We start from the raw sequence: 22494 nt of genomic DNA, 5'->3' as shown, positions 1-22494 counted from the left end.
ATGCGGCGGGCCGGTTTGCCGCTAAACTAGTTCGCAAGCTGGCCATCTATGCGCGTGGCCTCACTCCTTGTACGAACTGGAAGATCATGAAAAAATTCTGTAAAACCTATCTGCTGCTGCCGCTGCTGGGCGTGCTGGCAGCCTGCGGCGGCGGTGGCGGTGGTTCCTCCACGCCGGCACCGGCCGTGCTGAAATCGATCGCCGTGACGGCACCGAGCAGCACCATGCCGGTCGGCACCACCATGCAGCTGACGGCGACCGGTACCTATTCCGATAACAGCACCAAGGTGCTGAACACGGCCACCGGTCTGGTCTGGGCCTTCAAGGGCACGGGCGCCGTGGCCAGCATCTTCTCCAGCGGCAGTGTGACGGCCAAGGCCGTGGGTTCCGACACTTTCACGGCGACCCAGGACGGCATCACGGGCAGCATCACCCTGAGTGTGATCGCGCCATGGGCGAATGTGGTGGCCGGCGGCTACCAGACGCTGGCGCGCAAGGCGGACGGCAGCCTGTACGCCTGGGGTTCCAACATCCGTGGCCAGCTGGGCGACAGCACCACCATAGACCGCAATGTGCCGGTCCAGGTGAGTGGTGGCAGCCTGCTGTGGAAGCAGATCGCCGTGGGCGAACAGTTCGTAGTGGCGCTGCGCAGCGACGGCACCATCTGGTCGTGGGGCTTCAACCAGAACGGCCGCCTCGGCGACGGCACGACAGTAGACCACGCGATTCCGACCAAGATCGGCAAGGATACCGACTGGGCCTATGTGGCGGCCGGCAAGGGCCATGCGTTCGCCATCAAGACGACCGGCGTGATGTACGCATGGGGCCGTAACTTCAATGGCCAGCTGGGCGACGGCACCACCATCGACCGTCTGGTGCCTACCAAGATTACTTCGCCGACCACGGGCGGCTGGCTGGCCGTCAGCGCCGGCGACACCCATACCCTGGCCATCACCAAAGATACGCTGAACCTGTACGGCTGGGGCGGCAACGCCAATGGCCAGGTGGGCAATGGCGGCCAGGTCGATGTGAATGCGCCGGCCAAGATCGGTTCCTCGACCTGGGCTTCGGTCTCGGCTGGCGGCAGCCACTCGCTGGCTGTGCGGGCTGATGGTTCCATGTATGGCTGGGGCTACAACCTGAGCGGTCAGGTCGGCAACAATGGTTCGGCCAGCGTGAATGCGCCGGTACAGATTTCCACGGCGACCAACTGGGCCATGGTCTCGGCCGGTGCCGCGCACAGCATGGCAGTGACGCGTGAAGGCCAGCTGTGGGGCTGGGGCAGCAATACCGAAAGCCAGCTGGGCAACGGTGGTCCGGACATTTCCGCACCGGCCCAGATCGGTACGGCCAGCAACTGGATTTCCGTCACGGCCGGTAATGCCCATACCTTCGGCCTGCGTTCCGATAACACCCTGTGGGGCTGGGGCCGGAATGTCGAAGGTCAACTCGGTAAAGGTGATAATACGCAAGCACCAGTGCCGGTGAGCATCCCCTAAGTAGCCCTTAGGCGGTCGCCATACAACGAGCCCGCACGGACGGCCAGCGCAAGCTGGACCGTCCGTTGCTTTTTTTAAGGTCAGCTTGCCGAATGGCATGTGGGCAGGCTGAACCGGCTACAATCTGGTTTCCATTGCTGCCGTTAGGATATCCCGTGCACCCAGCTACACCTGCCTTTTTTGCAAGCCTGGCCGCCCGTCTGCTGCGGCCGGTGCTGCTGGCGTTGCTGCTGGGCGCAGGCGGGCTGGTTCCGGCACAGGCGCTGGAACAGGTGACGCTGCAGCTCAAACACCACCACCAGTTCCAGTTTGCCGGCTATTACGCGGCCGTGGAGCAGGGCTATTACCGCGAAGCGGGGCTGGATGTGCGCATCCTCGAAGGCACGGATGGCAATGAGCCGGAACGCAATGTGGAAGCGGGCAAGGCCCAGTACGGCACAGGCGCCAGCAGCCTGCTGCTGGCCCGTGTGGCCGGCAAGCCGGTGGTGGTGCTGGGGGTGATCTTCCAGCATTCGCCGTATGCGCTGGCCATGCGCCAGACCAGCAGCGAGCCGGACCTGCGCCGCATCATCGGCAAGCGCGCCATGATAGGCACGCTGACGGACGAGCTGGGCAACTCCGATGAGCTGCTGGCCTATCTGGTCAAGGAAGGCATACCGGCCAACAGTTTCCAGCGCGTCGAGCACAGCTACAACGTCAATGACCTGATCAACGGCAAAGTGCAGGCCATGGCGATTTACACCACCAATGAGCCTGATCTGTTCGAGCGGCGCGGCTTCCCCTACGAAATCTACAGTCCCCGTTCGGTCGGCATCGATTTCTACGGCGACAACCTGTTCACCAGCGAAAAGGAAATCGCCGACCATCCGGCCCGCGTACGCGCCTTCCGCGAAGCCAGCATGCGCGGCTGGCAATGGGCCATGAGCCACCCGGAAGAGACGGTGGAACTGATCCTCAAATACTATGCGCGCGGCGGCGACCGCCAGCATCTGCTGTTCGAGGCGCACCAGATGGTGCCGCTGGTGCAGCCCGTGCTGGTGGAAATCGGCTATATGAATCCCGAGCGCTGGCGCCATATCGCCGACGTTTATGCGGGTCTGGGCATGGTGCCCAAACAGGTCAGCCTCGATGGTTTCCTCTACAACGTAGACAGCAGTGCCAGCCGTTTGCGCTGGCTGTACCGTGCGCTGGCCGCTGTGGCCGTGCTGCTGCTGCTGGGGGCATTGATCCACTACAGCATGCTGACGCGCGAACGGCGCCGTACCAATGCGGAAATCCGCGCCGGCGAGCAGCGCTTCCGCACCATGTTCGAAGCCTCGCCACTGGGTATCGCGCTGATCGATTCCGTCACCTATGAATATCGCGACATCAATCCGCGCTATCAGGAAATTCTCGGCCGTTCGCATGAAGTGCTGAGCAATATGCGCTGGCTCGATTCCGGCCATCCGGACGATGTGGCCCAGGTCAAGGCCCAGATGGCGCGCCTGATGGCCCGTGAAATCAGCAATTTCAAAGTGAGCAACCGCATGTTCCGCTCCGATGGCGAATTGGTCTGGATCGCCGTCTCCGTGACGGCCATCGAAACCCCGCCGGACAGCCATGCCCTGCACCTGTGCATGATCGAGGATGTGACGGACAAGAAGCAGACGGAACAGCTGGTCTGGCATCAGGCCAATTTCGATCCGCTGACCCAGCTGCCCAATCGCCGCATGTTCCTCGACCGGCTGGCGCTGGACCTGCTCAAGAGCCAGCGCAGCCGCAGCCGCATCGCCATCCTGTTCATTGACCTCGACCACTTCAAGGAAGTCAACGATACGCTGGGCCACCATCAGGGCGATGTGCTGCTGATCGATGCGGCGCGCCGCATCAGCGACAGTGTGCGCAGATCCGATACCGTGGCACGGCTGGGCGGCGACGAATTTACCGTGATTCTGTCGGAACTCGACAGCACCGAGCGGGTGGAAGCGATCGCCCAGAACATTATCGACCGCATGCGTCAGCCTTTCGCGCTGGGGCAGGAGCAAGCCTTCGTTTCGGCCAGTATCGGCATCACCCTGTATCCCGACGATGCCGACGATATCGACGATCTGCTCAAGCATGCCGATCAGGCCATGTATGCAGCCAAGGGCGCAGGGCGCAACCGCTACAGCTACTTCACGCCGGCGCTGCAGGTGGAAGCGCTGACCCGCATGCGCCTGACCAATGATTTGCGCAATGCCGTCAAAGGGGGCCAGCTGGAGCTGTACTTCCAGCCCATCGTGCACCTGAAGACAGGCCGCATCCACAAGGCCGAAGCACTGATCCGCTGGCGCCATCCTACGCGCGGGCTGGTCAGCCCGATGGACTTTATCCCACTGGCCGAATCGAGCGGGCTGATTTTCGATATCGGCATGTGGGTGTTCAGCGAATCGGCGCGCTGGGTGCAGCGCTGGCGCAGCGAGCACCACCCGGACTTCCAGATCAGCGTCAACCAGTCGCCGCTGGAATTCCAGCGCGACGATGGCAGCTATCTGGAATGGCAGCGCCAGATGCAGGACCTGACCCTGTCCGGCCAGGCGCTGGTGGTGGAAATCACGGAAGGCATGCTGCTCGACGCCAATACCACGGTCAGCAACAAGCTGCTGCAACTGCGCGATGCCGGCATACAGGTGGCGCTGGACGATTTCGGCACCGGCTATTCCTCGCTGTCCTATCTGAAGAAGTTCGACATCGACTATCTGAAAATCGACCGTTCCTTCACGCGCAATCTGGCGCCCGATTCGAGCGATATGGCGCTGTCGGACGCCATCATCGTGATGGCCCACAAGCTGGGCCTGCGGGTCATTGCGGAAGGGGTGGAGACCGAGCAGCAGCGCGCCCTGCTGGCCGAAGCGGGCTGCGACTATGGCCAGGGCTATCTGTTCTCGCGCCCCATCCCGGCGCAGGAATTCGATGCCATGTTGCGTGCCCAGCAGGTCTGAGTCCCAGCGCGGCAGCCGCTGGCGTCATGCGCTGGTCGCTTGAAACAGTGATAATAACTATCCGTCATCACGGGTCGATAGCTAAAACAAATTGATTGTATTGGAACAATCAATTTTCCTAATGGCCGGAAAACCCTTACACTGGCGTCTCAATGATTCACAACCCAAGAGGAAACCACCATGTCTCTGATTAACACCCAAATCAAACCATTCAAAGCTACCGCCTACGTCAACGGCAAATTCATCGACGTTAGCGATGAATCCCTGAAAGGCAAATGGTCGGTTCTGATGTTCTACCCAGCCGACTTCACCTTCGTCTGCCCAACCGAACTGGAAGATCTGGCTGATCACCAGCCTGAATTCGCCAAGCTGGGCGTGGACGTGTACGGCGTATCGACCGACACCCACTTTGCTCACAAAGCCTGGCACGACACCTCGGACGCCATCAAGAAAGTCAACTACCCGCTGATCGGCGACCCGACCGGCACCCTGTCGCGCAACTTCGAAGTGATGATCGAAGAAGAAGGCCTGGCACTGCGCGGTACCTTCGTGATCAATCCGGAAGGCCAGATCAAAGTGATGGAAGTGCACGACAACGGCATCGGCCGCGACGCTTCCGAACTGCTGCGCAAAGTTAAAGCTGCCCTGTACGTGGCTTCCCACCCAGGCGAAGTTTGCCCAGCTAAATGGACCGAAGGCGCTGCCACGCTGACCCCATCGCTGGACCTGGTCGGCAAGATCTAAGTCTTGAAGACAGCAGCACCATTACAGTAATACCGCGATGCCGGTCCGGGCGTCCGGCCCGGCATACGCCTAAATATTTGTAAGGAACAGAATCATGTTGGATGCATCGCTCAAAACCCAGTTGAAAGCCTACCTCGAAAAAGTCGTGCAACCGATCGAACTGGTCGCCGCGCTCGATAGCAGCGCCAAGGCGCAAGAGATGGAAGCACTGCTGCAGGACATCGTCTCGCTGAGCGACAAGATTACGCTGGTCAAGCGTGCCGATCCCGGCGTGCGCCTGCCTTCGTTCAGCATCAACCGTGCTGGCAGCGATATCGGCGTACGTTTCGCTGGCGTGCCCATGGGTCATGAATTCACCTCGCTGGTACTGGCCCTGCTGCAGGTCGGCGGCCATACCATCAAATTTGACGACGCCGTGATCGAGCAGATCCGCAACCTCGACGGCGATTACGAATTCGAAACCTTCATCTCGCTGAGCTGCCACAACTGCCCGGAAGTGGTACAGGCCCTCAACGCGATGGCGGTGATCAATCCACGCATCAAAGTAACGACCATCGATGGCGGCGTATTCCCGCAGGAAGTGGAAGCCCGCCAGATCATGGCCGTGCCCATGATGTTCCTGAACGGCGAGCACTTCGGTCAGGGCCGCAGCAGCGTGGAAGAAATTCTGGCCAAGCTGGACACCAATGCCGGTGCCCGCCAGGCTGCAGAAATGAACCAGAAAGAGGTGTTCGATGTGCTGATCGTCGGCGGTGGTCCTGCCGGTGCCGCCGCGGCCATCTACGCCGCCCGCAAAGGCATACGCACCGGTGTGGTGGCAGAACGCTTCGGCGGTCAGGTGCTCGATACGCTGGCGATCGAAAACTTCATTTCCGTGAAAGAGACGGAAGGTCCCAAGTTTGCCGTGGCGCTGGAGCAGCACGTCAAGGAATATTCGGTCGACATCATGAACACCCAGCGTGCTGCCAAGCTGCTGCCCGGTAAAGTGATCGAAGTGCAGACGGCCAGCGGTGCCACGCTGAAAGCCAAGTCGGTGATTCTGGCGACGGGTGCGCGCTGGCGCGAAATCAATGTGCCGGGCGAGAAGGAATACCGTAACCATGGTGTGGCCTACTGCCCGCACTGCGATGGCCCGCTGTTCAAGGGCAAGCGTGTGGCCGTGATCGGCGGCGGTAACTCGGGCGTGGAAGCGGCCATCGATCTGGCCGGTCTGGTCCAGCACGTGACGCTGATCGAGTTCGGCGCCGAACTGCGCGCTGACGCGGTGCTGCAGCGCAAGCTGCGCAGCCTGCCGAATGTGACGGTAATCGTTTCGGCCCAGACCACGGAAATCCATGGTGACGGCAAGATCGTCAATGGCCTCAGCTACAACGACCGGGTGTCGGGCGAAGCCAGGAAGATCGAACTGGAAGGCGTGTTTGTGCAGATCGGTCTGGTGCCGAATACGGAATGGCTGAAAGGCACGGTCGCCCTGTCGCGTCACGGTGAAATCGAAATCGATAGCCGCGGCCAGACTTCGGTACCGGGCGTGTTTGCTGCCGGCGACGTGACCACCGTGCCGTACAAGCAGATCATCATCGCCACCGGCGAAGGTGCCAAAGCCGCCCTGTCGGCCTTCGATCACCTGATCCGTGCCGACGACGACAGCACCGCCGCACCGGCAGCACAGGCGGTCGCCGCCTGAGGCTAGCAGGCAGTAGCAAGTAAGAGGGGCGCCATGTGCGCCCCTTTTGTCTAGCTGACCAGATCGGCGCTGGCCTGCCGTGTGCGCAGGTGGATGGCGTTGCGGTGGCGTGCGCGCAGGCGCGGGTCGGTGATCAGGCGGCCCAGCGTTTCGCCCACCACCATCACCACGCCCAGCAGGGGCAGCACCAGCATCAGGCCGGCCACGCCGGCCACCGAACCGCCGATGAAGATCATCAGCACTGTGATCAGCGGGTGGATGTGCAGGCTGCGTCCCAGCGTCAGCGGCATGAAGACGAAATCATCGAGCAGGCGCACGGCGATGAACACGCCGATGGCCATGTAGGCCATGGCCGGATCCGTCGGTGCATCGGTCGACGCCACCATCACCACCAGCATGCAGCCGACGATGGAGCCCACATACGGCACCCAGGCCAGCATGGCCGCGATCAGGCCCAGCACCAGCGGCGAGGACACGCCTATGGCCCACAGCCCCACCGCCAGCACGATGGTATCGAGCACGGTCAGCTTGATGAGGCCCTGGAAATAGCGGTGCGCCGTCTGGTCCACTTCATGCAGCAGATACAGCGCCCGTTCGAAGAAGGCATTCGGCACTGCACGCGCCAGAAATTTCTTGAAGCGCGAACCATCGCGCAGGAAGAAGAAGGCGAGGAAGGGCGCCAGCAGCAAGGACGGCAGCCAGCCCGCCACCGATACCAGGATGTCGGTCAGGTGCTGCTGGATAAAGGTGCTGGTAAAGCTGCTCATGCGCGCGTTCACGGTACGCGCCAGTTTCATTTGCTTGAGGATGGGGAACTGGCGTTCCAGTGTCGCCATGGTGTGGCGGATGAAATCCAGCCCGCCGCTCAGGTATTTGCCCAGCATGGCCTGCCAGGATTCCGACGGTCCCGATTCCCAGTAGATGGCCACCATGGCGGCCAGCATCAGCACCAGCAGGAACATGCTGCCCACGATCAGGGTGGCGGCATTGTGGCTGATGCCTAGCCGGATCAGGCGCTGCATCGGTGGTTGCAGGATGTAGTAGAGCACGATGGCCAGCAGGAAGGGGATGGCCAGGAACAGCATCTGCTGCAGCAGGAACAGCAGCACGCAGGTGGCCGCGATGATGCCGCTCCAGACGATGGGGCCGGCGTGCTGCTTGGCAGGCAGGCGGCTCATATGGCTTCGTTCTGCGGTTTGCCGCTCATCCACTCGCGCAAGCGGGTGCCGATGTGGCGCGCCAGCGCCAGCGAGATCTTGTAGCCGATTACGGCATCGGTTTCCATCAGGCCCATGAAGTCGGCGCGGAAGAACACGGCCAGCTCGCAGTTGTCGAGCGCACGGGTCTGGGCATTGCGCGGCGAGTTGTCGAGCAGGGCCAGATCGCCGAAGAAGGCGCCCGGTCCCATCTCGGCCACCACCTCGCGTCCCTGCGGGCGCAGCCGGCTGATGATCACGCGGCCGGACATGATCAGATACAGCGCCTGCCCTTCTTCGCCTTCATCGAAAATGATTTCATCGGCCAGATAGCGGCGCTCGTGCAGCAAGTCGTCGACGATTTTCAGCTCGAGCGGGGTGAGCGTGGAAAACAGTGACGACGCCTTGAGCCGCTGCAGGCGCGGTGACAGTTCGGGCGATTTCAGGAAGCCGAATAACAAGGGAACTCCGGGCGAGGAAAAATATTGAAAGATGGATAAGAGGATGATAGCGCAAACTGCTGTGTATGCCTGTATTGGCGTTGTCCCGGCGATACTTTTTCCCACTGCCCTCTCCATCTTCACTGCGCCGGATTGCTCCACGTATCGCATTCGGTGCAGGCATGGGCGGGCGGCAGGCTGGCCTCGCCACGGGCCCACGCAATCGCTTCGCGCAGGCGCTGCAGGGCGTCGCGGCTGGCCGGCAGGTGCTGGCCATAGCTATGGAATTCATGATTCATGTCAGGCCAGACATCGAGCCGCACGGTCCCGCCCTGCGCCGCCACGCTGTGGGCGAAATTGCGGATCATATCCAGCAGAATTTCACGTCCGCCCGCCTGCAGATAGATCGGGCTGCAGCCGCGATAGTCCTGCCCCATGGGCGAGAGCGCTGCATCGTCGAGTGCCTGCCCGCCCTTGAGCCATGCGGCGAACAGCAGCGTCATATAGCCCTGCACCATGTCATAGGCATCGTTGCCGAACTGGCTGGCACCGCGCCGGCCGATGTCGGTCCACGGACTGATACCCATGGTCAGCAGCGGCTGCGGCAGGCCGGCGGCAGCAAGCTGCGCCAGCGTCATCAGCGCCAGATGGCCGCCGGCCGAATCGCCGCACAGTACGATGCGCTGCGGGGCGATGCCGCGCACCAGCAGATGGCGGTAGGCCGCCAGACCATCATCCAGCTGGGCCGGATGGGCATGTTCGGGCGTGAGCCGGTAGTCGGGCGCGAACACGGGGGCGCCCAGATAGTGGGCCAGCATGCGGGCAAAGTGGCGCGATACGGCGGCATGGAAGGCATAGCCGCCGCCGTGGAAATGCAGCACGGTGACATCGCTGTGCAGGGTGTGCGGCAGATACCAGTGGCCGCGCGGTTCGTCGGCGGCGCTGGGCCGTACGGTGACATCGGCATAGTCGTCGAACACGCTATACAGGCTGTCGAAATAGGCGCGGCAGGCGTCCATGTCGTGCTGCAGGCGGAGGGCATGATTAAACTGGGCGCGCCAGAACAGCGTGCCGTATTCGAATAGCAGCGGCCAGGCCGGCAGCGTGCGGCGGCCCAGCAGATGGCGCAGGCTCACCTGGGCGGCGATGCGGGCCGAAGTGTAAAGGCTGCGCAGGCGGTGCGACAGACGGCCTTGAACGATGGTGCGGCTCATAATTTCTCCTGTGATCAGACTTGGTGTAGTGTCATGCTTCCCTGTCTGCACAGCTAGAACCGAAACGACATCCATGCCCCGCCCAACCGCCCAGTTTCACCTGCCCAGCCATGCGCTCGGTGCCTGCATCATGGCCAGCGTCGAACGCGATACGCGCAACTGCCGGCTGGAGCCGCAGCAGCGGCTGAACTTCTATCCGGCCACGCCGCTGGTGACGATTTCCTGGATCTTCGAGGGCCAGCTGCATCTGATGCTGGATCCCTTGCAGGCTTCGGCCGGCGACAATCTGGGGCCCGCTTTGCCACCGCTGCTGTTCTCGGGGCCGCAGCGCCAGCCCACGGCCAGCTGGTCGCCCGGCCCTGTGCATGCGCTGATGGTGTCGTTCTATCCGGAAGCGATGGCCCGTCTGCTGGGCCAGCCGGTAGGGTGCTGGCTGGACCAGACGGTGCCACTGGAACAGGTGGCACCGGCGGCCGTATTGCAGGCCTGCGCTACCGTGCTGCGGCAGCCGCAGCATGCATATGCGGTAGTCGAGCAGCAGTTCGGCCAGTTATGGACGCAGGCACCGCAGCCCAGCCCTGCGCCTTTGCTGGGCGACTGGATACGCAGTCTGGCCACCCGTGCCAGCCATTCCGCTTCGGGCCGCAGCCTGCGCCAGTGGCAGCGCCGCGTGCGTACGTGGACGGGGCAGAGCCAGCGCGAACTGCAGCGCTTTGTCCGTACCGAACAGGCACTGCTGCAGCAACTGGCGCGGCGCGGTGCGCAGGAACAGGGCTTGGCGCTGCTGGCGCAGGATGCCGGCTTTGCCGACCAGTCGCACATGGGGCGGGAAATCAAACGGGTGACCGGCATGGCCACGGGCGATTTCAACCAGCGGCTGGAGCAGGACGAGGCTTTATGGTTGTATAGGCTGATAGCGGCAGAACTGGCGCAGCGCGGCTAGTCGCGGAAAGGGAAAGAATCGGCGCGGAAATGAAAAAAGCCTTTTCTTGTACAGAGCGCGATCTTGATCGCGTTCTGACTGAAAAGGCTTTTTTCGGAATTTGGCGGAGCGGACGGGACTCGAACCCGCGACCCCCGGCGTGACAGGCCGGTATTCTAACCAACTGAACTACCGCTCCAAATTCGTTCGTCTATGTTTTACTGGTGGGTGCTGAGAGGGTCGAACTCCCGACCTACGCCTTGTAAGGGCGCCGCTCTACCAACTGAGCTAAGCACCCAGAAAACATATCAGCTTGTCGCTACTACTTTGCTACAACTGCTGAACGAGGCCGTATTCTACAGGGGGCTTCCTGCAATCCGCAAGGGTTTTTCCAAAATATTTTGAAAATAGTTGGTGAGCATGATGAGCAGCCAGTTCTGGCGACCGCCTGTCTGCTTCGTCCCGTCTGCCCAGCGCTTGGTTATTTGGTTTTATAGGTGCCGCAGCCGATTACCATATCGCCCAACTTCTCGATATAGCTAGTCTTATGCTCGATCAGATTATTGCCGGGATTAGGCCAGCGGTAGTCGATCCAGCCGCTGCCCTTGGTATTGGCGATCTCAATTATCTGTTTGATCAGATAGACACCATCGACATCTTTCATCTCGATCAGGTTCTTGCCATTCATTTTTTCGGCATTGCCATTGCCGATAGCCAGATTAGTACCTTTCAGATCGTAGACGAAAATGTATAGGTTGCGGTCGACGAATGCCCCCTTGGGGTCATTGAAGGCGGCCAGCGCTTTGTCCTTGCCATTGGCCTTGGTAAATGCAACTGCCTTCTTGACCATCGCGACGGCTTCTTCCGGAGTTCCGCCTTCGGCGGCAAGGGCATTGCCGTGCATGGTGCAAGCGAACATAAGTGAGCTAAACCAGGCTAATAGTGTTTTCATGATGTCTCTTCCATTAAATTAAGGATCGAAGGGCGAGGCCAATTGCGACCAGCCTGGACAGGCTCTGTTTGCAGCCATTTTCACATCTCGGTGCTGCCTATCCGGTAAATCCGCACGTTTTGTTCGACTAGACTGATAGCGTAAGGTGGCTTAGTCAAGTCAGAGAGGCTTGCAGAGCAACAAATTTCGTACGATACTGTATGAATTCACAGTAATCCTGTTTCGCCATGTCCGAAGCTCCGCGCCGCATAGCCCACCTCGATATGGATGCGTTCTACGCCTCCGTCGAGCTGCTGCGCTATCCCGAGCTGCGCGGCTTGCCCGTGGTGATAGGCGGCGGGCGCGATGCCCACCCGGTGCGCCAGCCCGATGGCAGCTACCGCTTTGCCCGGCTGCGCGATTATGTGGGGCGCGGCGTGATCACCACGGCTACCTATGAAGCACGCGCACTGGGCGTGGGCTCGGCCATGGGCATGATGAAAGCGGCCAAGCTGGCGCCCGATGCCATTCTGCTGCCGGTGAACTTCGATGCTTACCGGCAGATTTCGCGCCAGTTCAAGGCCGCCGTGGCCAGCATCGCGCCCGATTACGAAGACCGCGGCATCGACGAAATCTATATCGACCTCACGCATGTGGCCGGCGAAACGCGCGAACTGGCGCTGCGCATCAAGCAGGCCGTGCATGCAGCCACGGGGCTGACCTGTTCGATCGGGGTGACGCCCAACAAGCTGCTGTCGAAAATCTGCTCGGATCTGGAAAAGCCCAATGGCCTGACCATACTGGACTATGCGGATATACCGGCCCGCATCTGGCCGCTGGGCGTGCGCAAGATCAATGGCATAGGCCCCAAGGCCACCGACAAGCTGGCCGCGCTGGGCATAGACACCATAGGCCAGCTGGCGGCGGCCGATGCCGGCCTGCTGCAGGACCATTTCGGCGGCCATTACGCGGCCTGGCTGGCGGCGGCCGCACGCGGCATCGACCAGCGCGCCGTGGCCACGCGCACGGAAAGCAAGTCGATCAGCCGCGAAACCACGTTCGAGCGCGATCTGCATGCCCGCCAGGACCGCGCCGTGCTGTCCGGTGTGCTGACCAGCCTGTGCGAGCGGCTGGCGGAAGATCTGAAACGCAAGGGCTATGTCAGCCGCACCATCAGCGTCAAACTGCGCTACGACGATTTCCAGATCGTCAGCCGCAACCTGACCCTGCCCCAGCCCGTGGTGGATGGCGCTGCCATTCTGCATGCGGCACGCGAATGTCTGAAACGGGTGCCGCTACAGCGCCGGCTGCGCCTGCTGGGAGTGCGCGCCAGCACGCTGGAGCCGCCCGGCGCAGCGACGTTGTTGCGCGTTCCCACCCAGGGCGAATTGTTCGCCTAGATAGCTGCGTTGCTGCTGTCACCGTGTAAAATGGCGCTCCCCCAGCATTACTGAAACAAGGCTCAACACATGTGGTTCAAGAATCTACAGATCTATCGTCTGCCGGCCCCTTGGGCCTTTACTCCGGAACAACTGGAAGAGGCGCTGGCGCCCCATTCCTTCACGCCTGCCAGCAGTAACGAACTGCTGCGCCAGGGCTGGGACCGTCCCCGTCCGAATGGCGGTCTGGTCCACGTAGTCAACAAGCAGATGCTGATTCTGCTGGGCACGGAAAAGAAACTGCTGCCGAACACCGTGATCAATCAGGTGGCCAAGGCCCGTGCGGCCGAGCTGGAAGAAGCCCAGGGCTTCGCTCCGGGCAAGAAAGCCATGAAGGAACTCAAGGAACGCGTGGCCGACGAGCTGCTGCCGCGTGCCTTCTCCATCCGCAGCAATGTCTGGACCTGGATCGATCCCGTCAACGGCTGGCTGGTGGTCGATGCGGCCAGCCCGGCCAAAGCCGACGAAGTGATCAAGCTGCTGCTCAAGGCTGTCGATAAATTGCCGTTAGAGAGTTTACGAGTGCAGCGCTCGCCTGTGGGCGTGATGACGGAATGGCTGCAGGCTGACGATGCGCCGGCCGGCTTCACGGTCGACATGGATACCGAACTGCGCGCTACCGGCGAGAGCAAGGCTGCTGTGCGTTATGTACGCCATACGCTGGAGCCGGAAGAAATCCGCCGCCACATCGCGGCAGGCAAGCAGTGCACGCGTCTGGCCATGACCTGGGACAGCAAGATTTCCTTCGTGCTGACCGAGTCGCTGGCCATCAAGGCGGTGAAAGCGCTGGACGTGATCAGCGAAAAAGAATCGAGCACCAAGAACGATGAAGAGCGCTTCGATGGCGACTTCATGCTGATGACGGGTGAACTGGCCAAGCTGATGGCCGACGTGGTGGAAGCACTGGGCGGCGAAGCCAAAGCCTGAGTCCGTACCGCCCCGCCGGGCAGTTCAGGCCGGCTTGAATAGTTTGACAAGAATGCCGCAAAATCATTGATTTTGCGGCATTTTTACGCTGGATTTCGACGAAAATATCGCAGTTTCCGTAAGGAAACTAGGATATTTTCTGCTATATTTAGAGACCTTGCCAGATTAGGAAGTAGCATGCCCTCGTCCGTCCCCTCCCTCACTACCTTGCAGATCGTCGGCCTGACGACGGCGCAGGTAGCGGCGTGGACAACGGAAGACATTCGCGCGCTCAGCACGCTGCAGACGCAGGCTCTGCGCAGCAACCAGATGGCAGCGCTGAGTACGCTGCAACTGAGCTACCTCGACCCGCTCAACGTGGCGGCGATTAGCACCCAGGATATCGCCGCGATCGCGCCCGCCCGGCTGGATGCCGTGGGTGCGGCCAACAGCGATTTTCTCGCCGCCCTGAGCAGCCGCCAGATCGTGGCCCTGACCACGGCCCAGAGTGCCGCACTGGGCAGCGCTGCCTTCAGCACGCTGGCCACGCAAGCCATTGCCGCATTTGAAACGGCGGATCTGGCCGCGCTCGGTACTGCCAGCATCGCCAGCCTGTCCACTGCGCAGCTAGCCCTGCTGGCCACGGGGCAGCTGGCCGCCCTGACGACGCGCCAGCTGACAGCCCTGACGGCTGGTGCGCTGGCCGCCATCGGCACACGCGGCATGACGGCGCTGAACACGGCCGATATCGGCGCGCTGAGTACGGCGCAAGTGGCGGAATTAGGCAGTGCGCAGGTGGCCGCCCTGTCCACTCTGCAGGCTGCACAGCTGGGCAGCAGCCAGCTGGCCGCGCTTTCCACCAACCAGCTGGCGGGGCTGGAAACGGCCGATCTGGCCGTGCTGCGCACGGCCAGCCTGAGTGCGCTGAACAGCCAGCAAATCGGTGCTTTAGCCAGCCACCAGCTGCAAGCTCTTACCACGACGCAGTTCGCCAATTTACGCAGCGCGCAATTGCTGGCTTTGAATACGGCTTATCTGGCGCTGCTGCCGACCCAGGATATTGCCGCGCTCAGCGGTGCTACCCTGAACGCCGTCGGTGCCAGCCAGAGCAGCTTCATGGCAGCGCTGGGCAGCCAGCAGATCGCCGCGCTGAGTACGGCGCAAGTGGCGGCGCTGGGCAGCGATGCCTACACGGCGCTCGGTTCGGCCGCTCTCACGCGCTTGAACACGGCCCAGTTTGCAGCACTCGGCACGCAGAATATCGCCGTGCTTTCTACCGACCAGGCCGCACTGCTCAGCACTGCGCAACTACAGGCGCTGGCTACCCGCCAGCTGGCCGTGCTGGCCAGCGGCGCACTGGCGGCCATAGGCAGCCGCGGCATAGGCGCCCTGAGCACGCAGGACATCGCAGCACTGAGCACTACCCAGATAGGCGAACTGACCAGTGCGCAGATCACGGCACTGACTACACTGCAAGCGGCCCAGCTGGGCAGCCAGCAGCTCAACGCGCTCAGCTCCAGCCAGCTGGGCGGGCTGGAAGCCGTCGATCTGGCGGTATTGCGTACGGCCAGCCTCAGTGCACTCGATACGCGCCAGATTGCCGCGCTCAGCAGCGCTCAGCTGGCAGCCCTGACCACGGCCCAGTTCAGCGCCCTGCGCAGCAGCCAGTTGCTGGCCTTGAATACGGCCATGGTGCCGGCCCTGAGCACGCAGGATCTGGCGGCACTGGCGGCGAACGTGCTCAATGCCGTGGGCGTGGCCCAGACCGGTTTCATGGCAGCCCTGAGCAGCAACCAGATCGCCGCGTTGAGCACTGCCCAGATTGCCGGCCTGGCGACCGAGGCCTGGCTGGCCTTGCGTAGCAATGGCGTGACGGCGCTGGGTACGGCCAGCGTGGCGGCACTGGGCACGGCCCAGCTGCTGACGCTGTCGACCGACCAGCTGGCGCTGCTCAGCAATGCCCAGCTGGCCGCACTGGGTACGCGCCAGCTGCTGGCTTTGCCCAGCGACGATTTGCTGGCCATCGGTACGCGCGGCATCGCCGCCCTCAGCACGCAGGGCATAGCCGCGCTCAGCTCGGCCCAGCTGACGGCACTCAGCACGGCCCAGCTGGTCGCCCTGACGACGGCGCAGGCGGCAGCGCTGGGCAGCGCCCAGCTGAATGTGCTGACGCTGGAGCAGCTGGCCGCCATGGAGAATCAGGATCTGGCGGTATTGCGCTCGAATGCCGTGGCCGGACTGAATACCGACCAGATGGCGGCGCTCACCACCAGCCAGATCCGCGCTTTCAGCACGGCGGCCTTCGTTGCCCTGAGCAGCCGCCAGCTCAATGCACTGACCAGCGACACGCTGGCCGCCGTACCGCTGGCCGATCTGGCCGCCGTGAATAGCGCTTCCGTGGCCCAGCTGGTACCGGCCGTGCTGGCGCTGCTGGGCAGTGCCCAGCTGGCTGCCCTGAACAGCGCGGCGCTGGGCGGCTTGAGCAGTGCCCAGATGGCGGCACTCGGTACGGCACAGCTGCAGGGCTGGGGCGCCAGCCAGTTCGGTGTGCTGGGCAGCCGCCAGCTGAGCGGCCTGAGCACCGATGAATTTGCCGTGCTGGGCAATGCTGCCTTGCAGGCACTGGGCACGGCTGCACTGATGGCGCTGAGTTCGGCGCAGCTGGCTGCGATAGGCAATAGCCAGTTCGGCCAGCTCGGCACGGCGCAGATCGCCGCCCTGCGGCCCGCCACCTTGGCCGGCCTGAGCAGCGATCAGATGGCGGCGCTGTCCACGCTACAGGCCGCGGCGCTGGGCACGGCACAACTGGCGGTGCTCAATTCCGATCAGCTGCAGGCCCTGAGCGGGGCCGATCTGGCCGCCCTGCGCAGCAATGTGCTGGCCGCGCTGAGCACCCAGCAGGCGCACGCGCTGGGTAGCGCCCAGCTGGCGGCGCTGGGTTCCGCCCAGCTCGGCATCCTCAGTAGTGCCCAGCTCAATGCGCTGGCCACCGATGCACTGGCCGGCCTGTCCAGCAGTGCCTGGCCGGCCCTGAATACGGCCAGTCTGGCCCAGCTGAATACGGCCAGCATGGCGGCTCTGTCGCTGAGCCAGCTGGCCGGCTTTGGCACGCGCCAGATGGCTGCGCTGAATACGGCCCAGCTCAACGCCCTGAGCAGCGACCAGTTCGGCAGCCTGAATGCCGTGCAGATCGGCAGCCTCAGCTCGCAGCAGCTGGCGGGCCTGTCGCTGGCCGAAGTGGCGGCGCTGGCTTCGGGCACGCTGTCGGCGCTGCGCACGGCGGCGCTGGCGGCGCTCAGTTCGGCCCAGCTGGCAGTGCTGGGCGCGTATAGCGGCAGCAACGCCATTCAGCAGCTGAGCACCGCCCAGATTGCCGTGCTGCGCAGTGCCACGCTGGCCGGCCTGACGCCGGACGAAGCCAGCGCGCTGACGGCCACCCAGACTTCGGCGCTCGGTAGCAGCCAGCTGCGGGCGCTGAGCACGCAGGCCATTGCGGCCATCGATCCGCTGGATATTTCGGCGCTGCGGACAGCGGCGGTGGTGGGTCTGAGTACGGGCCAGCTGGCCGCGTTCACGCCTGCCCAGCTGGCCGCCCTGACCATGGCCCAGTATTTGTCGCTGAGCACGGCGCAATTGCAGGCCTTGCCGGCCGATGTGATTGCGGCCTTTACCACGGCGAATATGGCGGCGTTCGGCACGGCCTATATCGCGGCCTTGACGACGGATGCCTTGCGCGCCATGCCGGCCGCCCAGCTGTCGAGTTTCAGCTCGCGCCAGTTTGCCGTGCTCAGTAGCGACCAGCTGGCTGCCCTGCGCAGCGAACAGGTGGCCGGTCTGGGCGCGACCCAGCTGCTGGGCCTGAGTTCGCGCAATGTGGTCGGTCTGACGCCGGCAGATGTGGGCGCCATCAATGCGCTGGGCTTGCGCGCACTCGGTACTTCGGCGCTGGCAGCACTGAGTTCGGACCAGCTGGCGGCGCTGGGCAGCGACCCCACCGGCAACCAGATTGGCGTGCTCAGCACCGGCCAGTTTGCCGTGCTGTCGACGGCGGCGCTGACGGGGCTGACGGTAGAACAGACGATTGCCCTGAGTACGGCGCAGGCGGCCATGCTCGGCAGCAGCCAGCTGGCCGTGCTCAGCGTGGACGATATCGCAGCCATGGAAACGGCGGATCTGGCCGCCCTGACCACGCGCGGCATGAGCGGCCTGAGCAGCGCGCAAATGGCTGCACTGAATAATGCTCAGGTGGCAGCGCTGGGCAGCGGGCAGGTGGCGGCGCTGACGAGTGACCAGTTCCTCGCCCTCAGCGCGAGCGCGCTGGCCGGACTGGAAACGGCCGATGTGGGGGCCCTGTCCAGCGCCGTGGTGGCGGCCCTGCCGACCGCCATGCTGGCGCAGCTGAGCGGCGCGCAGATAGCGGCGCTGAGCACACGGCAGCTGGCCACCCTGAGCAATGAGCAGCTGAATAGTCTGGACGATAGCCAGCTGGCGCAACTGGGTTCGGCCCAGCTGGGCGGCTTCGGTTCGCGCCAGATCACGGCACTCACGGTGGCGCATCTGGCGGCGCTGAATGTGGCGGCGCTGGTGGGCTTGAAAACCACGGCGATTGCGGCACTCAGTTCGGACCAGCTGGCAGTGCTGGCGACCGACCCCAACGGCGCCAGCCGCATGGACTTGCTGAGTACCCAGCAGATCGCATCGCTGAGTACGGCGGCGCTGGCCGGGCTGGGCGCGCAACAGGTGGTGGCTCTGACTACGGCGCAGGCGGGCGCGCTGGGCAGCGCGCAGCTGGCCGTGTTCAGCACGGCCGATATCGCCGCGCTGGAACTGGCCGACCTCGCTGCCATCCGCACGCAGGCGCTGCGCGGCCTGAACGAAGCGCAGATGCGCGCCCTGAGCGCGCAGCAGCTGGCCGTGCTGGGCACCCAGCAGATGGCGGCCCTCAGCAGTACCCAGCTCGGCGCCCTGTCGGACGAGGCGCAGGCCGGGCTGGCAACGGCGCAGCTGGCGGCACTGAGCACGGCGGCGCTGCTGGCGTTCGCGCCGGCCGCACTGGCTGCACTGACCCTGAGCCAGCTGGCTGCTCTGAATACGCGCCAGCTAGCGGTCCTCAATAGCGACCAGTTCGGCGCTTTGCTGCCGCAACAGGTGGCCAGCTTCAGTTCGCAGCAACTGGGGGCGCTGGGCACACGCCAGATGGTGGGGCTGAGCCCTGCGGCAATTGCGGCCTTGGGCAGTGCCAGCCTGGCGGGACTGACGCCGCTGGCGATGGCAGCGCTGAGCGCGGAACAACTGGCCGCACTGGGCGGCGATCTGGCCGCAGGCCAGCTGGCGACACTACGCACGGCGCAGCTGGCTGCACTGGGAACGGCGGCGCTGCCGGGCCTGTCCATCGCCCAGCTGAATGCGCTGAGCACGGCGCAGGTGACGGCGTTCAGCAGCCGCCAGCTGATGATGCTGGACCCATCCCTGATCGGGGCGATGGAAACGGCTGATCTGGCGGCATTGCGCACGGCCGCCGTGATCGGCCTGACGACAGACCAGATCGGCGCGCTCGATGGCGCCCATATGGCAGCGCTCAGCACCGCGCAAGTGAGTATTCTGAATACGGCCCAGATGGCGGTGCTGGCCAACTATCAGGTGGCGGCACTGAGCACGGCGCAGGCCGCAGCCCTGAATTCGCAGCAGCTGGCGCGCATCGCCACGGAAGCGCTGATTGCGCTCAGCGATGCCGACGTGGCGGCACTCAAAACGACGGCGCTGGCCGGCTGGTCTACCGATCAGGTCAGCGTATTGCGCAGCAACCAGCTGGTGGCCTTGCGCACGGCACAGCTGGCAGTGCTGCGCAGCCAGCAGCTGGCTGCGCTCGGTACGGATGTGCTGGCGGCGCTGGGCAGCAACAGTATTGCCGCGCTGAATACGGCGGCACTGGCGGGCCTGACGGGCAGCGTGCTGGCCAGCCTGAGCACGGCCCAGCTGGCCGGACTGGGTAGCAACCAGATGGCGACGCTGCGCAGCGGCCAGCTGGCGGCGCTGGCCACCAGCCAGATCGCTGCGCTGACGGCGCGGCAAGTAGGGGCACTGACGTCGGCGCAGATGGCCTTCCTGCCGGCCAGCGATATCGCAGCACTCAATACCGCCGCGATGGTCGCCCTCAGTTCGGGCGCGCTGGCAGGCCTGAGTTCGGCCCAGCTGGCACAGCTGGGGGCTGATCCGCTCGGAAGTGGCGGGCAGAGTTTCGGCCTGCTGTCGACCGATCAGGTAGCCGTGCTGCGCACGGCAGCCATGCAGGGCCTGACGACGGCGCAGCTGGTGGCGCTGACTACGGCGCAGGCGGCCGCACTCGGTAGCGGGCAGGTGCAGTCGCTGCAGACGGCCCAGCTGGCGGCGCTGGAAACGGCCGATCTGGCAGCATTGAAAACGGCGGCCATCGCGGTGCTGAAAACGGCCCAGCTGGCAGCCCTGAATGCGGCGCAGGTGGCGGCGCTGAGCGGCCAGCAGGTGGCAGGCATGAACAGCACCCAGCTCACTGCCCTGTCCAGTACCCAGGTGGCCGCCTTGCGTACGGCCGCCGTGGCGGCCATCAACCCGCTCATGCTGAATGCATCGGGCCGTGATGGCAGCCTGCTCTCGGCCATGAGCAGCGAGCAGTTGCGGGCGCTAACGGGCAGCCAGTTTGCGGTGCTGGGTTCGGCCGCCATGGGGCAGATCCAGACCGATATGATACGGGGCATCGATGCGGCCGATATCGCCCAGCTACGTAGCGAAACTTTCCGTGCCCTGCGCAGTGACCAGCTGCTGGCGCTGAATACGGCGCAGGTGGCGGCCATCACGCTGGCGCAGATCAGCGTGATGCAGCCGAATGGCAGCGGTGGCAGCCAGTTCACTACCGAGCAGGTGGTGGCGCTGTCGTCCGGCCAGTTGCGCGCGCTCAGTACCGGCATGATTGCGGCGCTCAGTGCACGCGATATGGGCGCCATCGAAACGCGCGATATCGGCGGCCTGACTACGCGCCAGATTACCGTGCTGTCCACCACCCAGCTGGCAGGCTTGCAGACCGACCAGCTGGCAGCGCTCACCACGGGGCAGATGCGGGCGCTGTCCGTCACCCAGTACAACGAACTGAGTGCGGCGCAGAAGGCCGCCTTCAGCCCGGCCCAGATTGCCGCGCTGACTTTCATCACGCCGCTGGCGCTGGATCTGGATGGCCACGGCGTGCAGACGCTGGCCGCGAGTGCCGGCGTGCAGTTCGATCTGGCGGCCAGCGGCCAGCGTCAGGCCACGGGCTGGATCGCTGCGGGCGATGGCTTGCTGGCGCTGGACCGCAACCACGATGGCGTGATCGGCGATGGCAGTGAGCTGTTCGGCATGGCCACGCCGCAGGCCGGCGGCAGCCGCGCGGCCGACGGTTATGCGGCGCTGGGTGCGCTCGATAGCAACCACGATGGCCAGATCGATGCGCAGGATAGTGCCTTCGCCGACTTGCGCGTGTGGGTGGATAAAAACAGCGATGGCCGCAGCGAGGCGGGTGAACTGTACACGCTGGGGCAATTGCAGATCCGCAGCCTGTCGCTGGCAGCGCAGATTAGCGCCACGCTGGATCAGGGCAATCTGATCGCCGCCAGCAGCAGTTACACGGGCACAGATGGCAGCAGCCACGTGCTGGCTGATGTCTGGCTGCGGCAAGGTAATGACGGGCTGGTAGCGGCAACGCCGGATGGCGCGGCGCTTGCCGCAAATCGCTCCGGCGCAGCGCAGGCCGCAGGGCCGGAGGCATCGCTGCATCTGCAGGCTAGCCGGATGGCAGAGGCCTTGCAGCAGTTTGCTGCGGCTGGCGGGCTGGCTGCGGGCAGTATGGCCATGGCCAGTGCTGCCGGTCCGGCGCAGCAGGCATGGCCGCAACTGGCTAGCCCGGCATTGCTGGCAGTACCGCGCCGCTAGGGCAGGCGCGGCTTAGATCGCGCCGGATTTACAGCGGCTGGAATACGCCGGCAGCTTTGTTCTTCTGCACGTTATCCCAGGCGAAGATTTTGCCGTTCATGGCCACGTACACGCCCGCTGGCAGCGTCTGCGCCACGGCGCTGGCGAAGCCCAGATTGAACATGGCATCCGAATTGGCGATCTCGTAAGGAATCATGGCGCCTGTCAGCACGATGGTTTTGCCCAGCTGGGCCGGGCCCAGTACGGCAGCCGTCTGCGGCATGGTGTCGGTGCCATGGATGATGACGATGGCGTTTTCCGCTGCGGCCGTGCAGCTGGCCAGGATGCGGGCGCGGTCGGCGTCCACCATGTCCAGCGAATCCATCAGCGGCAGCTGTTCCAGTGCCACTTCCACGGTCAGGCGGCAGCGTGCCAGCAGGGCCGGCAGATGGCTCTCGCCGAAGCTCAGCTTGCCGTTGATTTCGTCATAGTGTTTATCGAAAGTGCCGCCGGTGGCGAGGATGCGCAAAGTCATGGTGAGTGCTCGGAGTCGGTAAAATGATGTGCATCATAACCTAAACCGTCAGGGCGCCGTAGCCTCGCCAGCACACTGGAAATGTGCCCCGACTATGTCTACAC

At 63.8% G+C, this 22494-nt stretch carries 13 protein-coding genes and 2 tRNA genes; 8 read left to right on the top strand and 7 right to left on the bottom strand.

Annotated features, from left to right (window positions below):
• Positions 1-86: 86 nt before the first annotated feature.
• The 4 genes from GTP23_RS13685 to ahpF all read left to right on the top strand — a co-directional run bounded on the left by GTP23_RS13685 (position 87) and on the right by ahpF (position 6887).
• Entirely contained in the window at positions 87-1499 is a 1413-nt protein-coding gene (locus GTP23_RS13685) for an RCC1 domain-containing protein (protein WP_161035700.1), read from the top strand.
• A 155-nt stretch (positions 1500-1654) separates the two neighbouring features.
• A complete protein-coding gene (locus GTP23_RS13680) occupies positions 1655-4459 on the top strand; it encodes an EAL domain-containing protein (RefSeq protein ID WP_371866923.1) in 2805 nt (934 codons plus the stop codon).
• A gap of 180 nt (positions 4460-4639) precedes the next feature.
• Positions 4640-5203 carry an alkyl hydroperoxide reductase subunit C gene (gene ahpC, locus GTP23_RS13675; protein ID WP_155435771.1) on the top strand — a complete coding sequence of 188 codons (564 nt, stop codon included), beginning with the start codon at positions 4640-4642 and terminating at the stop codon, positions 5201-5203.
• A gap of 94 nt (positions 5204-5297) precedes the next feature.
• Positions 5298-6887 carry an alkyl hydroperoxide reductase subunit F gene (gene ahpF / locus GTP23_RS13670; RefSeq protein ID WP_161035698.1) on the top strand — a complete coding sequence of 530 codons (1590 nt, stop codon included), beginning with the start codon at positions 5298-5300 and terminating at the stop codon, positions 6885-6887.
• Positions 6888-6937: 50 nt separating this feature from the next.
• Here the strand turns inward: ahpF and GTP23_RS13665 are convergent, their stop codons facing one another.
• From GTP23_RS13665 to GTP23_RS13655, 3 genes are all read right to left on the bottom strand, one after another.
• Positions 6938-8065 carry an AI-2E family transporter gene (locus GTP23_RS13665; RefSeq protein ID WP_161035697.1) on the bottom strand — a complete coding sequence of 376 codons (1128 nt, stop codon included), beginning with the start codon at positions 8063-8065 and terminating at the stop codon, positions 6938-6940.
• A complete protein-coding gene (locus tag GTP23_RS13660) occupies positions 8062-8544 on the bottom strand; it encodes a cyclic nucleotide-binding domain-containing protein (RefSeq protein WP_161035696.1) in 483 nt (160 codons plus the stop codon). The genes GTP23_RS13665 and GTP23_RS13660 overlap by 4 nt, the downstream gene beginning before the upstream one ends.
• 119 nt (positions 8545-8663) lie before the next feature.
• The gene (locus tag GTP23_RS13655; RefSeq protein WP_161035695.1) at positions 8664-9737 is read right to left on the bottom strand and encodes an alpha/beta hydrolase; all 1074 of its coding nucleotides are present in this window, start codon (positions 9735-9737) and stop codon (positions 8664-8666) included.
• 73 nt (positions 9738-9810) lie between these two features.
• Here GTP23_RS13655 and GTP23_RS13650 point away from each other — a divergent pair, with 73 nt between their 5' ends.
• Positions 9811-10680: an AraC family transcriptional regulator gene (locus GTP23_RS13650; RefSeq protein ID WP_161035694.1), complete on the top strand. Its 870-nt coding sequence runs from the start codon at positions 9811-9813 to the stop codon at positions 10678-10680.
• A 101-nt stretch (positions 10681-10781) separates the two neighbouring features.
• Here the strand turns inward: GTP23_RS13650 and GTP23_RS13645 are convergent.
• The 3 genes from GTP23_RS13645 to GTP23_RS13635 all read right to left on the bottom strand — a co-directional run bounded on the left by GTP23_RS13645 (position 10782) and on the right by GTP23_RS13635 (position 11611).
• A tRNA-Asp gene (locus GTP23_RS13645) sits at positions 10782-10858 on the bottom strand.
• A 23-nt stretch (positions 10859-10881) separates the two neighbouring features.
• A tRNA-Val gene (locus GTP23_RS13640) sits at positions 10882-10957 on the bottom strand.
• A 183-nt stretch (positions 10958-11140) separates the two neighbouring features.
• Positions 11141-11611, bottom strand: coding sequence for a cache domain-containing protein (locus GTP23_RS13635; RefSeq protein ID WP_161035693.1), 471 nt, complete (start codon positions 11609-11611; stop codon positions 11141-11143).
• Between the two features lie 227 nt (positions 11612-11838).
• Here GTP23_RS13635 and dinB point away from each other — a divergent pair, with 227 nt between their 5' ends.
• The 3 genes from dinB to GTP23_RS13620 all read left to right on the top strand — a co-directional run bounded on the left by dinB (position 11839) and on the right by GTP23_RS13620 (position 21876).
• Positions 11839-12990, top strand: a complete 1152-nt coding sequence (dinB, locus tag GTP23_RS13630; RefSeq protein WP_161035692.1) for a DNA polymerase IV — start codon at positions 11839-11841, stop codon at positions 12988-12990.
• Positions 12991-13059: 69 nt separating this feature from the next.
• On the top strand, positions 13060-13956 hold the full coding sequence (locus GTP23_RS13625; RefSeq protein WP_161035691.1) for a recombination-associated protein RdgC: 897 nt from the start codon (positions 13060-13062) through the stop codon (positions 13954-13956).
• A gap of 177 nt (positions 13957-14133) precedes the next feature.
• Entirely contained in the window at positions 14134-21876 is a 7743-nt protein-coding gene (locus tag GTP23_RS13620; protein ID WP_161035690.1) for a beta strand repeat-containing protein, read from the top strand.
• Between the two features lie 28 nt (positions 21877-21904).
• Here the strand turns inward: GTP23_RS13620 and GTP23_RS13615 are convergent, their stop codons facing one another.
• On the bottom strand, positions 21905-22390 hold the full coding sequence (locus GTP23_RS13615; RefSeq protein ID WP_161035689.1) for an asparaginase domain-containing protein: 486 nt from the start codon (positions 22388-22390) through the stop codon (positions 21905-21907).
• Positions 22391-22494: the final 104 nt, after the last annotated feature.

Source organism: Duganella fentianensis, assembly GCF_009857835.1.
In the GTDB taxonomy this organism is placed as follows: Bacteria; Pseudomonadota; Gammaproteobacteria; order Burkholderiales; family Burkholderiaceae_D; genus Rugamonas; species Rugamonas fentianensis.
This window is presented reverse-complemented; position numbering and strand designations above follow the sequence as displayed.